The 17,787-nt window shown below is 65.6% G+C and carries 16 protein-coding genes; 10 read left to right on the top strand and 6 right to left on the bottom strand.

The annotated features are described in order from the left end of the window. Positions 1 to 74 precede the first annotated feature (74 nt). Both secG and ASD45_RS09200 read right to left on the bottom strand, forming a co-directional pair. Positions 75 to 488, bottom strand: coding sequence for a preprotein translocase subunit SecG (secG, locus tag ASD45_RS09205; protein WP_056911217.1), 414 nt, complete (start codon positions 486 to 488; stop codon positions 75 to 77). A gap of 228 nt (positions 489 to 716) precedes the next feature. Continuing rightward, positions 717 to 1,604: a haloalkane dehalogenase gene (locus ASD45_RS09200; protein ID WP_056911216.1), complete on the bottom strand. Its 888-nt coding sequence runs from the start codon at positions 1,602 to 1,604 to the stop codon at positions 717 to 719. Positions 1,605 to 1,690: 86 nt separating this feature from the next. Between ASD45_RS09200 and ASD45_RS09195 the strand changes: the two genes are divergently transcribed. Further along, positions 1,691 to 2,578, top strand: coding sequence for a LysR family transcriptional regulator (locus ASD45_RS09195; protein ID WP_056911215.1), 888 nt, complete (start codon positions 1,691 to 1,693; stop codon positions 2,576 to 2,578). A gap of 6 nt (positions 2,579 to 2,584) precedes the next feature. On the opposite strand, the gene tpiA is transcribed toward ASD45_RS09195, so the two are convergent. Beyond that, positions 2,585 to 3,343, bottom strand: a complete 759-nt coding sequence (gene tpiA, locus ASD45_RS09190; protein WP_056911214.1) for a triose-phosphate isomerase — start codon at positions 3,341 to 3,343, stop codon at positions 2,585 to 2,587. Between the two features lie 187 nt (positions 3,344 to 3,530). Between tpiA and ASD45_RS09185 the strand changes: the two genes are divergently transcribed. From ASD45_RS09185 to lexA, 9 genes are all read left to right on the top strand, one after another. Then, positions 3,531 to 5,441 carry a SurA N-terminal domain-containing protein gene (locus ASD45_RS09185; protein WP_056911213.1) on the top strand — a complete coding sequence of 637 codons (1,911 nt, stop codon included), beginning with the start codon at positions 3,531 to 3,533 and terminating at the stop codon, positions 5,439 to 5,441. A gap of 15 nt (positions 5,442 to 5,456) precedes the next feature. Continuing rightward, on the top strand, positions 5,457 to 6,974 hold the full coding sequence (gene trpE, locus ASD45_RS09180) for an anthranilate synthase component I (RefSeq protein ID WP_056911212.1): 1,518 nt from the start codon (positions 5,457 to 5,459) through the stop codon (positions 6,972 to 6,974). A 100-nt stretch (positions 6,975 to 7,074) separates the two neighbouring features. Further along, positions 7,075 to 7,566 (top strand): cupin domain-containing protein, encoded by a 492-nt coding sequence (locus tag ASD45_RS09175; protein WP_056911211.1) that lies wholly within the window; start codon positions 7,075 to 7,077, stop codon positions 7,564 to 7,566. A 172-nt stretch (positions 7,567 to 7,738) separates the two neighbouring features. After that, a complete protein-coding gene (locus tag ASD45_RS09170) occupies positions 7,739 to 8,392 on the top strand; it encodes an aminodeoxychorismate/anthranilate synthase component II (RefSeq protein ID WP_056911210.1) in 654 nt (217 codons plus the stop codon). A 9-nt stretch (positions 8,393 to 8,401) separates the two neighbouring features. Beyond that, positions 8,402 to 9,427: an anthranilate phosphoribosyltransferase gene (gene trpD / locus ASD45_RS09165; protein WP_056911209.1), complete on the top strand. Its 1,026-nt coding sequence runs from the start codon at positions 8,402 to 8,404 to the stop codon at positions 9,425 to 9,427. A 55-nt stretch (positions 9,428 to 9,482) separates the two neighbouring features. Continuing rightward, a complete protein-coding gene (trpC, locus tag ASD45_RS09160; protein WP_056911208.1) occupies positions 9,483 to 10,295 on the top strand; it encodes an indole-3-glycerol phosphate synthase TrpC in 813 nt (270 codons plus the stop codon). Between the two features lie 4 nt (positions 10,296 to 10,299). Then, on the top strand, positions 10,300 to 10,842 hold the full coding sequence (gene moaC / locus ASD45_RS09155) for a cyclic pyranopterin monophosphate synthase MoaC (protein WP_082540736.1): 543 nt from the start codon (positions 10,300 to 10,302) through the stop codon (positions 10,840 to 10,842). A 55-nt stretch (positions 10,843 to 10,897) separates the two neighbouring features. Next, complete coding sequence (glp, locus tag ASD45_RS09150) at positions 10,898 to 12,121, top strand: gephyrin-like molybdotransferase Glp (RefSeq protein WP_056912673.1); 1,224 nt, start codon at positions 10,898 to 10,900, stop codon at positions 12,119 to 12,121. A 148-nt stretch (positions 12,122 to 12,269) separates the two neighbouring features. Beyond that, entirely contained in the window at positions 12,270 to 12,980 is a 711-nt protein-coding gene (gene lexA, locus ASD45_RS09145) for a transcriptional repressor LexA (RefSeq protein WP_056911207.1), read from the top strand. Positions 12,981 to 13,089: 109 nt separating this feature from the next. Here lexA and ASD45_RS09140 read toward each other — a convergent pair whose 3' ends face one another. The 3 genes from ASD45_RS09140 to ASD45_RS09130 all read right to left on the bottom strand — a co-directional run bounded on the left by ASD45_RS09140 (position 13,090) and on the right by ASD45_RS09130 (position 17,679). Beyond that, on the bottom strand, positions 13,090 to 15,354 hold the full coding sequence (locus ASD45_RS09140; protein ID WP_056911206.1) for a ComEC/Rec2 family competence protein: 2,265 nt from the start codon (positions 15,352 to 15,354) through the stop codon (positions 13,090 to 13,092). Positions 15,355 to 15,442: 88 nt separating this feature from the next. Continuing rightward, positions 15,443 to 15,958 carry a GNAT family N-acetyltransferase gene (locus ASD45_RS09135; protein WP_056911205.1) on the bottom strand — a complete coding sequence of 172 codons (516 nt, stop codon included), beginning with the start codon at positions 15,956 to 15,958 and terminating at the stop codon, positions 15,443 to 15,445. A 23-nt stretch (positions 15,959 to 15,981) separates the two neighbouring features. Then, complete coding sequence (locus tag ASD45_RS09130; protein ID WP_056911204.1) at positions 15,982 to 17,679, bottom strand: glutamine--tRNA ligase/YqeY domain fusion protein; 1,698 nt, start codon at positions 17,677 to 17,679, stop codon at positions 15,982 to 15,984. Positions 17,680 to 17,787: the final 108 nt, after the last annotated feature.

Raw genomic sequence — 17,787 nt, 5'->3', positions numbered from 1 at the left:
AGCGCCCTCGCCTGATCTCCTTCGACATGTTCCAAAAGTCAGAAGGGCCGGAACGTCCGGCCCTTCGTCAGTTGCTATTTCGACTGCGGGACTTGGGGCCCGGAGGGCGCAGCCGGCGCCGCGGGTGCTGCCGGCGCGGCCGGTTGGCCGCCCCCGAGCTGATTCAGAAGTCCGCCACCGCCGGTGCCAAGCGGCGGGGTCGAACCCGGTGCGCTGGCCGGCGCCGCCGGATTATTGCCTTGCAGGATCGAGGTCGGGGCCCGGTTCATGCCGGCGAGAATCGAAAGGATCAGGCTGGTCGCAAAGAACAGGCCCGCCAGGATCGCAGTCGCCCGCGTCAGCACGTTGCCGGCGCCGCGGTTCGACATGAAGCTGCCGGCGCCGCCGCCGCCAATGCCGAGCCCGCCGCCTTCGGAGCGCTGAAGCAGCACCACCCCGATCAGGGCGAGCACCAGCATCAGGTGAATGACAATTACGACGTGCTGCATCTCGAGGCGTCCGTTTGCAAAATCTGCTTAAAGCCCGGCAGGTCGCTGCCAATTCCGGCGCGTCCAGCCCGCTATATAGGAATTCGCGGCGGTCTCTACACGATCGCGCCGGCGATTTCCACCCTGCCCGCAGTAAATCGCGGCGGCAGCTTGAGAATCCCCTATTTCCAGGTCGGGCCCGGCTGACCGGCCGGAACCTGGTCCCGGCCGGCCGATCCTCGCCGCCGCTCAGGCTGCGGCCCGGTTATCCAGCAGAAAGGCACGGAGCGCCGCGCCAATTTCCGCGGGGGAATCCTCCTGGAGGTAATGGCTACCCTTGACCGTCACCTCGCGCTGATTGGGCCAGGTCCGGCAGAATTCTCTCGCCCGGCCCGTAATCAGCACCCCTGGTTCCGCGTTGATGAAGAGCTTGGCGACCGGCGATGCCGCCAGCCAGGCACCGTAGTGCTCGACGATCGCCACGACGTCGGCCGGCTCGCCGTCGATCGGAAGCTGGCGAGGCCATTCCAGGGTGGGCCGGCGTGTTTCGCGCAGCAGAAACGGTTGACGGTAAGCCGTCATTTCGTCTTCGCTGAGCTGACGCAAGACGCTCTTCGGCAACACCGTCTCCACGAAGAAATTGTCGTCGAACACCATCCGTTCGCCTTTGTCCGATCGCAGCGCGCGAAAAATCTGATCGCGCCCGTCGGGAAAGTCGCTCCAGCGGCGCGGCTGCACGATGGCTTCCATGTAGGCGATCGCGCGGATCTGTTCGGGAAACCGCGCGGCGCGGTTGAAGCCGAGGGCCGAGCCCCAGTCGTGCAGGACGAGCGTGACGCTGTCCGTAAGGCCAAGCGCTTCAAACCACGCATCGAGACAGGCCGCATGGTCGGCGAAGCGATAGGACCCGGTCGGCGAAGGCCCCGACTGCCCCATGCCAACGAGATCCGGTGCGAGGCAACGGCCGAGGTCGCTGACACGCGGCAGAATATTTCGCCAGAGATAGGACGACGTGGGATTGCCGTGCAGAAAGACGATCGGGTCGCCGCTACCCACCTCAACGAAGCTGATTTCCGTTCCGGCGACGCGCACGCGGCGTCGGGGATGCGGATCGAGTGCACTGATGGTTGTCATCATTTCACCTATGTTGTGCCGGGCGTTTCGCCGGCCGGTGAAAGCGATAAGGGCTCGCCGGCTGCGCAGGAATTCGCTAACTTCGATCAATGGCTGATCGTTTTTACACAGGGCTGGACTGGAGCGACGTCCGTGTTTTTGCCGCGCTGGCCCGGCACGGCAGCCTTTCGGCGACGGCTCGCGCACTTGCGGTCAATCACGCGACGGTGGCGCGGCGGTTCGCCAATCTCGAACAGACGCTCGGCGCCAAGCTGCTGGAGCGCCGTCCGACCGGCTACAAACTGACGGCGGCTGGACGGCAGGCCCTCGAAGCGGCCACCGCCATGGAGCAGTCGGCAGCCGCGCTTAAGATGTTGCAGGCAGCGCCGGCCCTCGCCGGCCTGGTGCGCATGACAGCAACGCCGAGCGTCGCCTCGTATGTGATCGCCAGGCTCAAGCCGTTGCAGGAGATGCATCCCGCGCTCGATTTCGAGGTCACAACAGAGCGCTCCCGCGTCAGTCTGCCCCGCCACCAGTCCGACATCGCGCTGCGCCTCGGCCGGCCGGAGCGTGGCGGCATTCTAGGGCGGCGCGTCGCCAAGGTCGGATACGGGTATTACGGCACGGCGGAATGGCGCGATCGGCTGAACGACGGTGCGACGCCGACACTCATCGGTTTCGACGAAGCCGGCGCACAGTTTCCCGAAGCGCGCTGGCTGGCCGAGCGTTTTCGCGGAGTTCGGATCGGCTTTCGCAGCAATTATCAAACGGGGCAGATTGCCGCCGCCTGCGCCGGCCTGGGCATTGCCGTGCTGCCGCACTTCCTTGCGGCAACCGAACCGACACTCGTACGTCTCGCGTTGCCGCAGAAGCCGCCCGATCGCGAGCTGTGGCTGCTCACGCGCAACGACGCCCGCAACGCATCTCCGGTCCGCACGGTGTCCGACTATCTGGTCGATCTCATGCGGCGGGAGCGGGCCCTGTTCGAAGGCCGTTAGCGTCCCCTAGCGGTAAGCCGCGGCGATCCCGAGAAAATCCGCGGCCTTGAGGCTCGCCCCGCCGACCAATGCGCCGTTGACGTCGGCAATTCCCAGAAGCTCCTTGGCATTCGAGGGTTTGACGGAGCCACCATAGAGAATGCGCACCCCCGCACCCGCTGCGCCGAAGCGCGCGGTCAGGGTCTTGCGGATGAAAGCATGGACCTCGGCGACGTCGGCGGCAGTTGGGGTCAGACCGGTGCCGATGGCCCAGACCGGCTCATAGGCGACCACCAGATTGGCCGCGGTCGCGCCGTCGGGCAGCGAACCGGCGAGCTGGCCGCCGACGATATCGAGGGTCTTGCCGGCTTCGCGCTCGGCGCGTTGTTCGCCGACGCAGACGATGGCGACCAGGCCGGCCCGCCAGGCGGCTTCCGCCTTGGCTTTGACGTCGGCATTGCTTTCCTTGTGGTCGGTGCGCCGCTCCGAATGGCCGACGATGACCGCGGTGGCGCCGGCGTCCGCCAGCATTTCGGCGGCAATGTCGCCGGTATGCGCGCCGGAGGCCTTGGCATGGCAGTCCTGGCCGCCGATGGCGAGCGGCGAACCTTTGGCGGCTGCGGCAAATCGCGCGATTAAGGTCGCCGGCGGGCAGATCATCAGCTCGGCGGTGCCGGCCAGTTCAGCGGCGCCCTGCCTGATGCCTTCAAGTTCGGCCAACGAGGCCGCCAAGCCGTTCATCTTCCAGTTGCCCGCGACCAGCGGTTTGATCTGCCCCGACGCCATTGCTTATCACCCTGTTTCCGCCTGACTTTCGTCTGCGGTTAGCAAAGGCGGGCCTGCTGCGCCATAGTGTACGGCAATTTAGCCGCCGTGACGGCCGATCTTCTCGGCGTTGCAACGAGTTGGGTGCCTCCCTATAAGGGCGCGGCCGCCGATCCCAGGCCCAACGGAACCAACAAACGGAACATCCATGCTCCGCGGAATTCACAAAGCGTCGTCCACCTGGGTCGGCAAGGCCATCATGGGCACGGTCATGGGCTTCCTGATCCTGTCCTTCGCGATCTGGGGCATCGGCGACATTTTCCGCGGGTTCGGCGCCAATTCGGTCGCCAAGGTCGGCGGCAGCGAAATCACGATCGAGCAATTCCGCCAGTACTACACCGACAAGCTGCAGCAGCTCGGCCAGCAGCTGCGCCGGCCGATCACGCCGGACCAGGCGCGGGGACTCGGCCTCGACCAGCGCTTCCTCGGCCAACTGGTCGCGGAAACCACGCTCGATGAGGAAGCCCGCAAGATGCGGCTCGGCCTCTCCGACAAGGCGATCGCCGAACGCATCATGGCCGATCCGAACTTCAAGGGCCTCAACGGCCAGTTCGACCGCGGCCGCTTCGAGCAGATCATCCGCAACGCCGGCTTCAGCGAGCAGCGTTACGTCGCCGAACAGCGCAACGTGCTGCTGCGCCGCCAGATCGCGCAGAGCGTGAGCGGCGACCTCGCCGTACCTCAGACGATGCTCGATGCGGTCAACCACTTCCAGAACGAACGCCGCTCGATCGAATACATCCAACTCGGCGCCGCGCAGGCCGGCGACATTCCGCAGCCGACCGCCGACGACCTCGCCAAGTATTTCGAGGCCCGCAAGGTCACGTTCCGCGCGCCGGAATATCGCAAGGTCACCCTGCTCGCCCTGACGCCGGCCGAACTCGCCAAGCCCGATGCGGTGCCCGAGGCCGACGCGAAGCTTTATTACGATCAGCGCAAGGACAGTTTCGGCACGCCGGAGAAGCGCGAAGTCCGCCAGATCGTGTTCCCGAACGCCGAGGATGCCGCCGCCGCCGAAGCCAAGATCAAGGGCGGCGCCAGCTTCGACGATGTCGTCAAGGAGCGCGGCCTGAAGCCGGGCGACACCGATCTGGGTCTGGTGGCCAAGAGCGAGATCATCGATCCGGCGGTCGCCAGTGCGGCCTTCTCGCTCAAATCCGGCGAGGTCAGCGCCCCGGTCAAAGGCACCTTCGGAACCGTGTTGCTCACGGTCGGGAAGATCGAAGCCGGCAATCAGAAGACCTACGAAGAGGTCGCGCCGCAGATCAAGCAGCAGATCGCCGAACAGCGCGCCCGCAACGACATCAACGATCTGCGCGACAAGATCGAAGACGAGCGCGCCGCCGGCTCGACGCTCGCCGAGGCCGCTCGGAAGCTCAATCTCAAGGTCACCCAGATCGACGGCGTCGATCGTTCGGGCCGCGGTCCGGACGGCAAACCGGTAACCGCCATCCCGCGTTCGCCCGATGCCATCAGCGCGGTGTTCGGCACCGATGTCGGCGTCGACAACGAAGCGCTGCAACTGCCCGACGGCGGCTACCTCTATTACGACGTCACCGGCGTCACGCCGTCGCGCGATCGCACGCTCGACGAGGTCAAGGACCAGGTGACCGAGCGCTGGCGCAACGATGAGATCGCCAAGCGTCTCAAGGCGACGTCGGAGGACATGCTCGGCAAGCTCAAGTCGGGCACGCCGTTGGCGCAGCTCGCGACCGAGAACAATCTGAAGGTCGAGACCGCGTTCGGCTTGCAGCGCGGCCGCGCCGCCGCCGGTTTGCCGCCGGCGGTTTCCGAAGCCGCCTTCAGCACCGGCAAGGGTGAAGCCGGCGTCGCCGACAGCGACAATGGCGATCGCCGCTACCTATTCCGCGTTACCGACGTCAGCGTGCCGCCGATCGATCCGCAGGGCGCGAGCCCGGAACAGCTCAAGGCCAATCTGCAGAACTCCTACGCCGACGACATCATCGGTCAGTACATCACCCGGATCGAGAGCGACGTCGGCGTGTCGATCAATCAGCAGGCGGTCAATCAGGTCGTCGGCGGACAGACCAACCAGTAGGCGCGACAAGCCGCGATGCAGATCGAACCGTCCGAGAGCACCTTCGCGGAACGTTACAATCGCGGTGAACCTCAGGTGGTGTGGACCACCCTCGTCGCCGATCTCGAGACGCCGGTTTCGGCCTTCCTGAAGCTCGGCGGCGGCAAGCCGATGAGCTTTCTGCTCGAGTCGGTGGAAGGCGGCGCCGTGCGCGGCCGCCACTCGATCATCGGCATCGAGCCCGATCTGATCTGGCGCGCCCATGGCGACAAGGCCGAGATCAATCGCAGCGCGCGCGCCAGGCCGGACGCCTTTACGCCCTGCGCCGAGCCGCCGTTGTCTGCGCTGCGCGCGTTGATCGCCGAAAGTCGTATCGAGTTGCCGGAAACCTTGCCGCCGATGGCCGCCGGCGTCTTCGGCTATCTCGGCTACGACACGGTGCGGCTGATTGAAGAACTGCCGGCCGACAAGCCGGATCCGATCGGCATCCCGGACGCGATTATGATGCGGCCGACGCTGATCGTCGTGTTCGACGCGGTGAAGGATTCGATCACCGTCGTCACCCCGGTGCGGCCCGAGAAAGGCGTCGATGCCAAGGTGGCGCTGACGCGTGCCACCGAACGTCTTTCAGCGGTGGTTGATGCGCTCGACCGGCCGCTCGACAAATCGCTGGCCGAATACGATGAGGGACCGCTCGACGTGCCGCCGGTGTCGAACACCACGCCGGCGGAATACGCCGACATGGTCAAGCGGGCCAAGGAGTACGTCGCCGCCGGCGACGCCTTCCAGATCGTGCTGGCGCAGCGCTTTGAGGCGCCGTTCTCGCTGCCGCCGTTCTCGCTCTACCGGGCGCTTCGCCGCACCAATCCGTCGCCCTACCTCTACTTCCTCGACTTCGGCAGCTTTGCCGTGTCCGGCTCGAGCCCGGAAATTCTGGTCAAGGTGTCGAATGACGTCGTCACCATTCGCCCGATCGCGGGCACGCGACCGCGCGGTGCGACGCCGCATGAGGACAAGGCGCTCGAGGAGGAACTCCTGGCCGATCCGAAGGAATGCGCCGAGCATCTGATGCTGCTCGATCTTGGGCGGAACGATGTCGGCCGCGTCGCCGCGATCGGTACGGTGAAAGTCACCGACAAGTTCTTCATCGAACGCTACAGCCACGTCATGCACATCGTCTCGAACGTCGAGGGCAAACTCGATTCGAAATACGACGCGCTCGACGCCCTCGCCGCAGGTTTTCCGGCCGGCACCGTGTCCGGCGCGCCGAAGGTGCGCGCCATGCAGATCATCGACGAACTGGAAAAGGAAAAGCGCGGTCTTTACGCGGGCTGCGTCGGCTATTTCTCGGCCGCCGGCGAGATGGACACCTGCATCGTGCTGCGCACCGCGCTGGTGAAGGACGGCAAGATGTACGTCCAGGCCGGCGCCGGCATTGTCGCCGATTCCAATCCGGCGTCCGAACAGCAGGAATGCGTCAACAAGGCCAAAGCCCTGTTTCGCGCCGCCGAAGAAGCGCGGCGCTTCGCCAGCACGGCCAAGCGCGGGCAATAACGACAGACGGTTCATATATACTCCGCTCATGCCATCCAGCGCTGGCGAAGAAATCTGGACCCCCGCTTTCGCGGGGCGAGCGGATAAAGGAGAAGCATCGATGGGCAACGACCACGATCACTCGCATGATCACTCGCGCGAGCCAAAGTGGAAGCACGACGGCGTCCGCGTAATCCCGGGCAACTCGCTCGATCCGAACACGGCTTCAACGCCGGGCATGGACCGCAAGGCGGCGATCAACGCCGCCCGCGTCGGCGCGCAGAAAATCTGGGCCGGCACCGTATCCATCCACCCCAACGCCAAGACTGGCGCCCATCACCACGGCGAGCTCGAAAGCGTCATCTACGTGGTGCGCGGCAAGGCGCGTATGCGCTGGGGCGAGAACCTCGAGTTCGTCGCCGAGGCCGGTCCGGGCGATTTCATCTACGTGCCGCCCTTCGTGCCGCACCAGGAGATCAATGCCAGCCCGGACGAGGTGCTCGAATGCGTTCTGGTCCGCTCCGACAATGAAGCGGTCGTGGTCAATCTCGACATCGAGCCGGTCGAAAAGCCGGAAAACGTCGCGTGGATCGACCCGATTCATAAGGCCTGAATTTCGTCATTCCGGGGCCCGGCCTTTTGCCGCGAACCCGGAATCCAGACGCAGCCGCGGTGCCCATGGCTGGATTCCAGATCGCCGCTTTCGCGACGTCCGGAATGACGCGGAGGAAGCCGCCTTGACCCCTCAGGCCCCCAGCCTTTAAGACCCTGACCGGGCCCGAAACATGATCATCCTGATCGACAACTACGACAGTTTCACCTTCAACCTCGTCCACTACCTGGGCGGGCTGGGGGCGGACGTCATCGTTCATCGCAACGACAAGATCTCGAGCGACGCCGTGATGGCGATGGAGCCGGAAGCGATCGTCCTGTCGCCCGGCCCCTGCACGCCGAACGAAGCCGGCATCTGCCTCGACCTCATCGCCAAGGCCTCCGCCACGATCCCCATGCTCGGCGTCTGCCTTGGCCATCAGGCCATGGGCCAAGCCTTCGGCGGCAAGGTGATCCGCGCCCCGCAGATGATGCACGGCAAGTTGTCGGAAATTCGCCACGACGCGACCGGCGTGTTTCGCGGCATCAACGGTTCGTTCCAGGCGACGCGCTACCATTCGCTGATCGTCGATCGCACCACCCTGCCCGCGGGCCTGCGCGTCAATGCCGACACCGCCGACGGCATCATCATGGGTATGGCGCACGAAAAACTGCCGCTGCACGGCGTGCAATTCCATCCCGAAAGCATCGCCTCCGAGCATGGCCACTTGATGCTCGATAACTTCCTGGCCATCGCGGCCGAGTGGAACAAGAAACAAGGCCGCGCGACATCGAGCGCCGCCGCCCGCCAGGCCGGCTCCCGCGAGCCCGCGCATCTGGCGAGTTGAGGAGACGCCGTGGCCGACGAATTCAAATCGCTGATTGCCAAGGTCGCAACCGGCGCCAGCCTCACCCGCGACGAAGCGGCCAATGCCTTCGACCGCATGATGTCGGGCGAAGCGACGCCGTCGCAGATGGGCGGTCTTTTGATGGCGCTGCGCGTACGCGGCGAAACTGTCGACGAGATCACCGGCGCGGTGACCACGATGCGCGCGAAGATGCTGGGCGTGAAGGCGCCGTCCGACGCGGTCGATATCGTCGGTACAGGGGGCGATGCCTCCGGCTCCTACAACATCTCGACCTGCGCCGCCTTCATCGTGGCCGGCGCCGGTGTGCCTGTTGCCAAGCACGGCAACCGCGCGCTGTCGTCGCGTTCAGGCTCCGCCGACGTCCTCGGCGCCCTCGGCGTCAAGATCGACCTCACGCCCGACGAAGTCGGCCGCTGCATCGCCAAGGCGGGCATCGGTTTCATGTTCGCGCCGGCGCATCACCCGGCGATGAAGAACGTCGGCCCGACCCGCGTCGAGCTTGGCACGCGCACGATTTTTAACCTGCTCGGACCGCTGTCGAATCCGGCCTCGGTGAAGCGGCAGATGGTCGGCACCTTTTCGAAGCAGTGGATCGAGCCGATGGCACAGGTGCTGCACAATATCGGCGTGCAATCGGCGTGGGTGGTCCACGGCTCCGACGGCCTCGACGAAATCACGACCTCGGGCACCACCAGCGTCGCCGAACTCAAGGGCGGCAATATCCGCAGCTTCGAGATTTCGCCGGAAGACGCCGGACTGCCGCGCGGCAAGCCGGAAGCGCTCAAGGGCGGCGATGCCGACACCAATGCCAAGGCGCTGCTCGACGTTCTGAAGGGCAAGCCGAGCACCTTCCGCGACGTCGCCCTGCTCAATGCCGCCGCCGCGCTGATCGTCGCCGGCAAGGCCAGCGACCTCAAAGAGGGCGTGGCGCTGGCCGCCAAATCGATCGATTCCGGCGAAGCTGAGGGTCGGCTGGACCGGTTGATTGCGGTATCCTGCGAAACCGAGGAATAGCCGCTTCCATCCGGTGGCGGCCGGTTTTGAACACGATCACGCGGTAGCAAAGCCGATGGCCGATATCCTGAAGAAGATCGAGGCGTACAAGCGCGAGGAAATCGCGGCGGCCAAACGCGCCCGCTCGCTTTCCGACCTCGAGGCCGAGGCGAAAGCGCTGCCGCCGCCGCGCGGCTTCCTGCGGGCCATCGAGACCCGGGTTGCCGAAGGAGAATACGCCCTGATTGCCGAGATCAAGAAGGCCAGCCCGTCCAAGGGACTGATCCGCGCCGATTTCGACCCGCCGGCCCTGGCCAGGGCCTACGAGGCAGGCGGCGCTACCTGCCTGTCGGTGCTGACCGACGCCCCGAGCTTCCAGGGCAAGCCGGAGTTCCTGACCGCCGCGCGGGCGGCGACGAAGCTGCCGGCGTTGCGCAAGGATTTCATGTTCGAGCCCTATCAGTGCGCCGAAGCCCGCGCCTGGGGCGCCGACTGCATCCTGATCATCATGGCGGCGGTCGATGATGGTCTGGCCGCGGATCTGGAAAATTCAGCCTTTTCATATGGCATGGACGTTCTTGTTGAAGTTCATGCGGAAGATGAACTCGACCGTGCACTGAAACTGAAATCGCGCCTGATCGGAATCAACAATCGCGACCTGCGTACTTTCGAGACCTCGCTCGCCGTCAGCGAACGTTTGGCCCCGAGAATCCCGAAGGATCGGGTGATCGTCGGCGAGAGCGGTATCTTCGGCCCAGCCGACCTCACCCGACTCGAGGCCGTCGGCATTTCGACCTTCCTGATCGGCGAAAGCCTGATGCGGCAGACCGACGTCGCCGCGGCGACCCGCAATCTGCTCACCCGCTCCAGCCATGCCGCGGCGGAGTAAGCCCATGGCCAAAGCCAAAGCCGCGGCGAAAACGAAAAAGAAGGCCGGCAAGCGCCCTGCGCCCTCGGGGTTGAGCCACATCGATCAGTCTGGCCGCGCCAACATGGTCGATGTCTCGGCCAAGGCGCCGACCGAGCGCATGGCGCTGGCCGAGGGCAAGGTCATCATGACCAAGGCGACCCTCGACAAGGTGATCGCCGGCAACGCCATGAAGGGCGACGTGCTGGGCGCCGCGCGGCTCGCCGGCATCATGGCGGCCAAGCACACCCATGGCCTGATCCCGCTCTGCCACCCGCTGCCGATCACCAAGGTCGAAGTCGATATCTTCCCTGAACACTCCCTGCCCGGATTTCTCGTCCAGGCAACGGTGAAGGTGACCGGCAAGACCGGCGTCGAGATGGAGGCGCTGACCGCGGTGTCGATCGCCTGCCTGACGATCTACGACATGGCCAAGGCGATCGAGAAGTCGATGCGCATCGAGGGCATCCGCCTTCTGGAGAAGACCGGCGGCAAGTCGGGGCCGTACAAGGCGGAAGCCGGCGCATGATCCCGAAAATTAGGGACCGGTTTTCGGACAAGATCATACGCGATTGGAAGAAGTCATGGCCTTGATGCCGGTCGCCGAAGCGCTGGCGCGGGTGCTGGCCGACACCGCGCCGCTGCCGACCGAGGACGTCAGCCTCGACGACGCTCTCGGCCGTGTCCTTGCCACTGACCTCTCCGCCTTGCGCACGCAGCCTCCCGACGCGGTCTCGGCGATGGACGGCTACGCCGTGCGCGGCGCCGAAGTCGCGCAGGTGCCGGTGACGCTCACGGTGATCGGCGAAGTCGCGGCCGGGCATCCATTTGACGGCGCCGTCGGCGCGGGCCAGGCGGCGCGCATCTTCACCGGCGGCGTGATGCCGGCCGGTGCCGACACCGTGGTAATCCAGGAACACACGGCGCGCGACGGCGATAAGGTCACCGTGCAGAAGCCGACCGCGAGCGGCCGCAATGTTCGCGGCGCCGGCATTGATTTCAAACAGGGCGACACGCTGCTCGCCAAAGGCCGCCGCCTCAGCGACCGCGACCTGATGCTGGCGGCGGCCATGAACTATCCGCGGCTCGCGGTGCACCGAAGCCCGCATGTCGCGGTGCTCGGCTCGGGCGATGAACTCATCATGCCGGGCGGCACCTTGAAGCCGGGCGAGATCGTCTATTCGAACGGCTTTGCGCTGTCCGCCTTGGTGCGCGCCGAAGGCGGTACGGTGACCGACCTCGGCATCGCCCGGGATGACCTCGACGACATCGCCGGCAAGATCCGCCGGGCCCGCGACGCCGGGGTCGATATCCTTCTGACCAGCGGCGGCGCGTCGGTCGGCGATCACGACCTGATGCAGAAGGCGCTGAAGGCGGAAGGTCTCGATCTGTCCTTCTGGCGCGTGGCGCTGCGCCCCGGTCGGCCGATGATGCATGGCCGCTTTGCCCGGGACGGTTTGGGCGCCATGCATGTGCTCGGCGTGCCGGGCAATCCGGTGTCGTCCTATGTCTGCGCCTTCCTGTTTCTGACGCCTCTCATCCGCACGCTGTCGGGCCGCAGCGACGTCGTCACCATGCCGGAATTTGCCATTCTTGGCCGCGATCTCCCGGAAAACGACGAACGCGCCGACTACCTCCGCGCCACCCTCGAATCCGGTCCGGATGGCCCGATTGCAACCCCCGTACCGGTCCAGGACAGCTCCCTTATGGCGCCGCTGGCACGCGCCGGCGGGCTCTTGATTCGCGAGCCTTTTGCCCCGGCGGCCAAGGCCGGCGAACGCTGCCGCATCCTTAAGTTCGCGTTTTAGCGGCCTTTAGAGTTGTTCACGCCAAATTAAGTGGTTGCGGAACACATATCGAACAGATAGTGTCCGTTCATGCTTTGTTTCGGATGAGTCCTCCCAGAAGCCCTGCCTAATACCGGGGCGCTCATCCGCGACCGGGAGACCACAGGCGATGCTGACCCGCAAACAATTCGAACTCCTGCGCTTCATCCACGAGCGGTTGACCGAGGCCGGTGTTCCGCCCTCCTTCGACGAAATGAAGGATGCGCTGGACCTGCGCTCGAAATCGGGCATCCACCGCCTGATCACGGCCCTGGAGGAGCGCGGCTTCATCCGCCGCCTCGCCAACCGGGCCCGCGCCATCGAGGTAATCAAGCTGCCGGAATCGGTCGCTCACGGCATGGGCGGCAGTGGCCGCGCCCGCGGCTTCAACCCCAGCGTCATCGAGGGCAACCTCGGCAAGGTACGGCCGGTGCCTGCAGGTGAGGATGACTCGGCGCGTTCGATCTCGGTGCCGGTCATGGGCCGCATCGCCGCCGGTACGCCGATCGAGGCAATCCAGACCAAGAGCCACGTCATCAACATGCCTCCGGAGCTCCTCACGGCAGGCGAGCATTTCGCCCTCGAAGTGCGCGGCGACTCAATGATCGACGCCGGCATTCTCGACGGCGATATCGCGCTCATCCGCCGCTCGGAAAACGCCGACACCGGCGACATCGTCGTCGCCCTGATCGACGACGAGGAAGCAACGCTGAAGCGCTTCCGCCGCCGCGGCGCCTCCATCGCGCTTGAACCGGCCAACGCGTCGTACGAAGTCCGCATCCTGCCGCCGAACCGCGTACGCATTCAGGGCAAGATGGTCGCGATGTTCCGGCGGTATTGAGACTAAAAATCCGCTCGTCCCCGAGAAAGCGGGGCCCCAAACTCCACAACAAGATTTGCCTTGGCGGCGTTCTGGATTCCCTGCTGTCCCCGGGAATGAACGCAGTGCCTCAGTCACCAGCCTCTATCGCATCTAATCCGGGCGTCGCATCCGGCACCGCGGTCCGGCGGATGGATGACTGACGTTCGTTCACGGCGACAGGCGTACGTGCCCACGGCCGGTCGGCCGTCGATGGCCGCGCCACTTCGGTGACAAAGCGCTCGCCGGCGGCGTAAAGCGCGGTGGCGCCATCCCGTCGCCACGCACGACGATCGATGATCAACGCCGCGCAATCGTCGGGCGCATCGATCGCCGAGACAACGACGGCTGCACGCCGGCAATCTTCCTCGAACGCGTCGACGGCGAGCGCAAAGGCTACGATGCGCCCGTCGCGAAGGCTCGCGGTGCAGCCAATGGCGTCGCAGCGGACGCCATCGTTCAAAGCAGCACTGTCGGCCGGACGGGTGTCGCCATCGGCCAGTAGCCACTCTTTCGCAGCAAAGCCGTCGCGCGCCTTTTGCAGGAACAGCCAATGGCCGCTCTTGCCGCGGACAGCCGCGGTCTGGCCATCAGCGGCGATCAGAACATCAGGCCGCGGAGTCGCCAGCGCCCAGCCAATCGCGACCGCCAGCACGGCGGCGCCGCTCCAGCGCAGCGGCGAGCGCAGCAGACAAATCAGCAACAGGCCGGCGGTCGCCAAGGCCAGCGCCCCCATGCCGAAGGCCGGCATCGGGCCTACCGCACCGGGCAAACGCGCGACCCACAGTGCCACCGCCATCATCCAGTCGAGACCGAAGCCCATTAATTTCCAAAACGGGGCATCGAGGCCAAGTGGCATCAGCACCGCGCCGATAATGCCCATCGGCATGACCAGCACCGACACGACCGGCATCGCCAGCAGATTGGCGAGCACGCCGTAAGGCGCGATGCGGTGGAAGTGAAATGCGGCGTACGGTGTTGTCGCCATTCCAGCGACGAGTGAGGCGATGATCAGGCTGGCCGCTTCGCGCCCGCCCCACAGCGCTAAACGCGCGGCCCACGGGTTGTCGGCATCAACCTTCCATAGCAGCGAATGCTGATAGGTCGCGACCAGAGCCAACGTCGCCGCGAATGACATCTGGAAGCTGGGATGCACCAGAGATTGCGGCGCAATGATGAGCACGGCGAACGCGGCGACGCTCAAGGTGCGAAAAGTAACCGCGGGACGATCAAGCATCACGCCGCACAGCACGATCGCGATCATGATGTAGGAACGCTGGGTCGCAACTTCGGAGCCCGACAGCAGCAGATAGAACGTCGCAGCCAGCAGTGCGCCGGCCGCGGCCCACTTCTTGATGGGCCTGCGAATGGCGAGCGATGCCAACAGCGCCAGCGCGGCTCGGATCACGAAAAACACGATGCCGGCGACGACTGCCATATGATAGCCGGATATCGATAGCACATGGGCCAGGCTGGAGACGTACATGGCGTCGTTGACCGGCGGCGAGATGGCGTCGCGTTTGCCGGTGATAAGCGCCGACGCGATCGAGCCGCGATCGCCCGGGAGTACGGCGCGGATTCGGTTGTCCATGCCGTCGCGAATGGAATCGAGCACCGCGGCGTAACGCAGCCACAAGCCTTCCGTAGACCGCTTCGGCTCAACGATGATCTTGCCGAGGACCCAGCCCGATGCGCCGATCTGCTGGAAATACATGTCGCGGGCGAAGTCGTAACCGCCGGGCCTGAGGGGCGCCAGCGGCGGCGCCAGGTGCGCCTTGAACGATACGTAGGCGCCAACCGCGGGCGCGGTGTCCTTCCGCACCGAGACGCGGATGCGCTCCGGCGCGGGCGCGATGCGTGGCGCTTCGAAGCGCTCGACGCGGACGACGACGCGGTCGCTGCGCGCCCGCTCCTCCCTGATCTCGACGAAACCGCCAACCTGCGCCTGCCAGGTTGCGGCCTGCATCACCGGATGTGCGATGCGCAACGTCTGCAAAGTCGCGATCGCAAAACCGCAGGCCATCGCGGCCACCGCCAGCGCCAGCGGAAATCCGACCGGATGGCGGCGGGCGGCGAAGACCATGGCCAGGGCAAGCGTTGCCACAGCCGAGGCGGCCCACCAGGCGGGCTCCCGATCGGCGGTAAAATAGATCGCGATGCCGGCGCCAAAGGCCACCGGTAGCCCCGGCAAGAGGCGGCCCGGCGCGATTTCGGTGGCCGCCCATCCTACAAGTGTCTGGCGGGCCCGCAGAGCCCAGGCGACGCCCTGTGGCACGGTCTGACCGGCGCCGCGGCCCGCGGCGATGGTGCCGGCGACCGCTCGTTTCCCCGGACCTCCTGACGCATGCCCCGCCATGACGCCACCCGCCCACAACCGAGACGATGCTACGGCAGCCACAGGTTGTGGCTAGGAGAACGGTTGTGAACGGCCCGGCGCGGCGCCTTTAGCTGGGCCTGCCGGAGAAGTCGATTTGCAGCAGGTCGTTGTCGAGGAACCGACCGCCGATCTGCACCGCCTTTGGCTCGGTACCGAAGCGGATGAAACCGAGGCTCCGGTAGAGCGCGACGGCCGGATGATTGCTGGCGCTCACCGTTGCCTCCAGCACAGTCACCCGCGTCGCGGCGTGGGCAATGACGGCTTCGACGAGCGCGCGGCCGGCGCCCTGCCGTTGCAACGAGGGTCGCACATAGACGCCGACCAGGGTGCCCTTATGCCGCTCCTTCACCCGCTCGCCAGCTACGAAGCCGGCCATACCCGCGAGCACGCCGTCTTCAAAGGCGCCGAAAATCGCGTTGCGATCGGGGCCGCGTGCCACCGTCCTGAACCATGCGAACGGCTTGGCGGCTTCCTCTTCGTAGCTTGAGAGAAACGCCTCCGGCACCGTCTGCAAGGCTTCGAGACGTAGCGTTCGCAGCGCCTCGGCATCGTCCTCGGTGAGGCGTCTGACGACGAAGGCCATGCGTTGCCTCCCCACGGATCGGCTTACTTGCCAACTTCCTTGGCGAAGGTGTCGCGCAGGCCGACCGTGCGGTTGAACACCGGCTTGCCGGGCGAAGAATCCTTGTCGCGGCAGAAGTAGCCGTTGCGTTCGAACTGGATCGCATCGGCGATATTCATCTCGGCCAGCGACGGCTCGAGCCGCGCATTGCTCAGGACCTCGAGCGAGTTCGGGTTGAGATCTTTCTCGAAGCCCTCGCCCCCGGTCGGATCGGGCTTTACGAACAGCGGGTTGTAGAGGCGCACTTCAGCCGGCACCGAGTCCGTCGCCGACACCCAGTGGATCGTCGCCTTCACCTTGCGGCCGTCCGGCGCATTGCCGCCACGCGTCGCCGGATCGTAAGTGCAGCGCAGTTCGACGATGTTGCCAGCAGCGTCCTTCACCACCTCCTTGCAGGTGATGAAATAAGCGTAGCGCAGCCGCACCTCCATGCCGGGCGACAACCGGAAGAACTTCTTCGGCGGGTTCTCCATGAAGTCGTCCTGCTCGATGAAGAGTTCGCGTCCGAATTTGATCTTGCGCGTGCCGGCGGCCGGGTCGTCGGGATGATTGACCGCATCCAGCTCATCAACTTGGCCTTCCCGATAGTTTTCGATCACGACCTTGAGCGGCTTCAGCACCGCCATGCGACGCTGCGCGGTCTTGTTGAGCACCTCGCGGATCGAAAACTCGAACATGCCGAGATCGACTGTGCTGTTGGCCTTCGCGACGCCGATGCGCTTGACGAAATCGCGCAACGCCGCCGGCGGTACGCCGCGGCGGCGCAAGCCCGCCAGTGTCGGCATGCGCGGATCGTCCCAGCCGGAGACGTGCTTGTCGCGCACCAGCATCGTCAGCACGCGCTTCGACAGCACGGCGTAGGTCAGATTGAGCCGCGCGAATTCGTACTGATGCGGTGTCGACGGCACCTTGAGATTGGCGATGAACCAGTCGTACAGGGGCCGGTGATCCTCGAATTCCAGCGTGCAGACCGAATGCGTGATGTGCTCGATCGCATCCGACTGGCCGTGCGCATAGTCGTAGCTCGGGTAGATCTTCCACGCCGTGCCGGTGCGCGGGTGATGCGCATGCAGGATGCGATACATCACCGGGTCGCGCAGGTTGATGTTGCCTGACGCCATGTCGATCTTGGCGCGCAGCACGCGGGCGCCGTTCGGGAACTCGCCGGCGCGCATGCGGCGGAACAGATCGAGGTTCTCCTCGACCGAACGGTCGCGGAACGGCGAGTTCTTGCCCGGCTCGGTGAGCGTGCCGCGGGCGATCCGCATCTCCTCCGGCGTCTGGTCGTCGACGTATGCCTTGCCGGCGCGGATCAGGTCCTCAGCCCAGGCGTAAAGCTGCTCGAAATAGTCGGAGGCGTAATAGAGATGCTGGCCCCAATCGAAGCCGAGCCAGTGCACGTCGCGCTGGATGGCGTCGATGTATTCCTGCTCTTCCTTGACCGGATTGGTGTCGTCGAAGCGCAGGTGGCAGCGGCCCCCGAACTCGGCGGCAACGCCGAAATTCAGGCAGATCGACTTGGCGTGGCCCATATGCAGGTAGCCGTTCGGCTCCGGCGGAAAGCGGGTGACCACGGTGCCGACCTTGCCACTGCCGAGATCGGCCGCCACGATATCGCGGATGAAGTCGCGGCCGGCTTCGCCCGCCGCGGTATTGTCCAAAGACTTGTCGTCGCTCGCCATGCTTTTTCCAAACCTGCCGCTCAAGACCGGGCCCGCGCCCCGCCGGACGCCGCATTGCCCGGCCCCCCAATGACGTGTCGGTTACCTCGATGTCAAATGGCTTGCCAC

Source organism: Pseudolabrys sp. Root1462, assembly GCF_001426945.1.
Classification (GTDB): domain Bacteria; phylum Pseudomonadota; class Alphaproteobacteria; order Rhizobiales; family Xanthobacteraceae; genus Pseudolabrys.
This window is presented reverse-complemented; position numbering and strand designations above follow the sequence as displayed.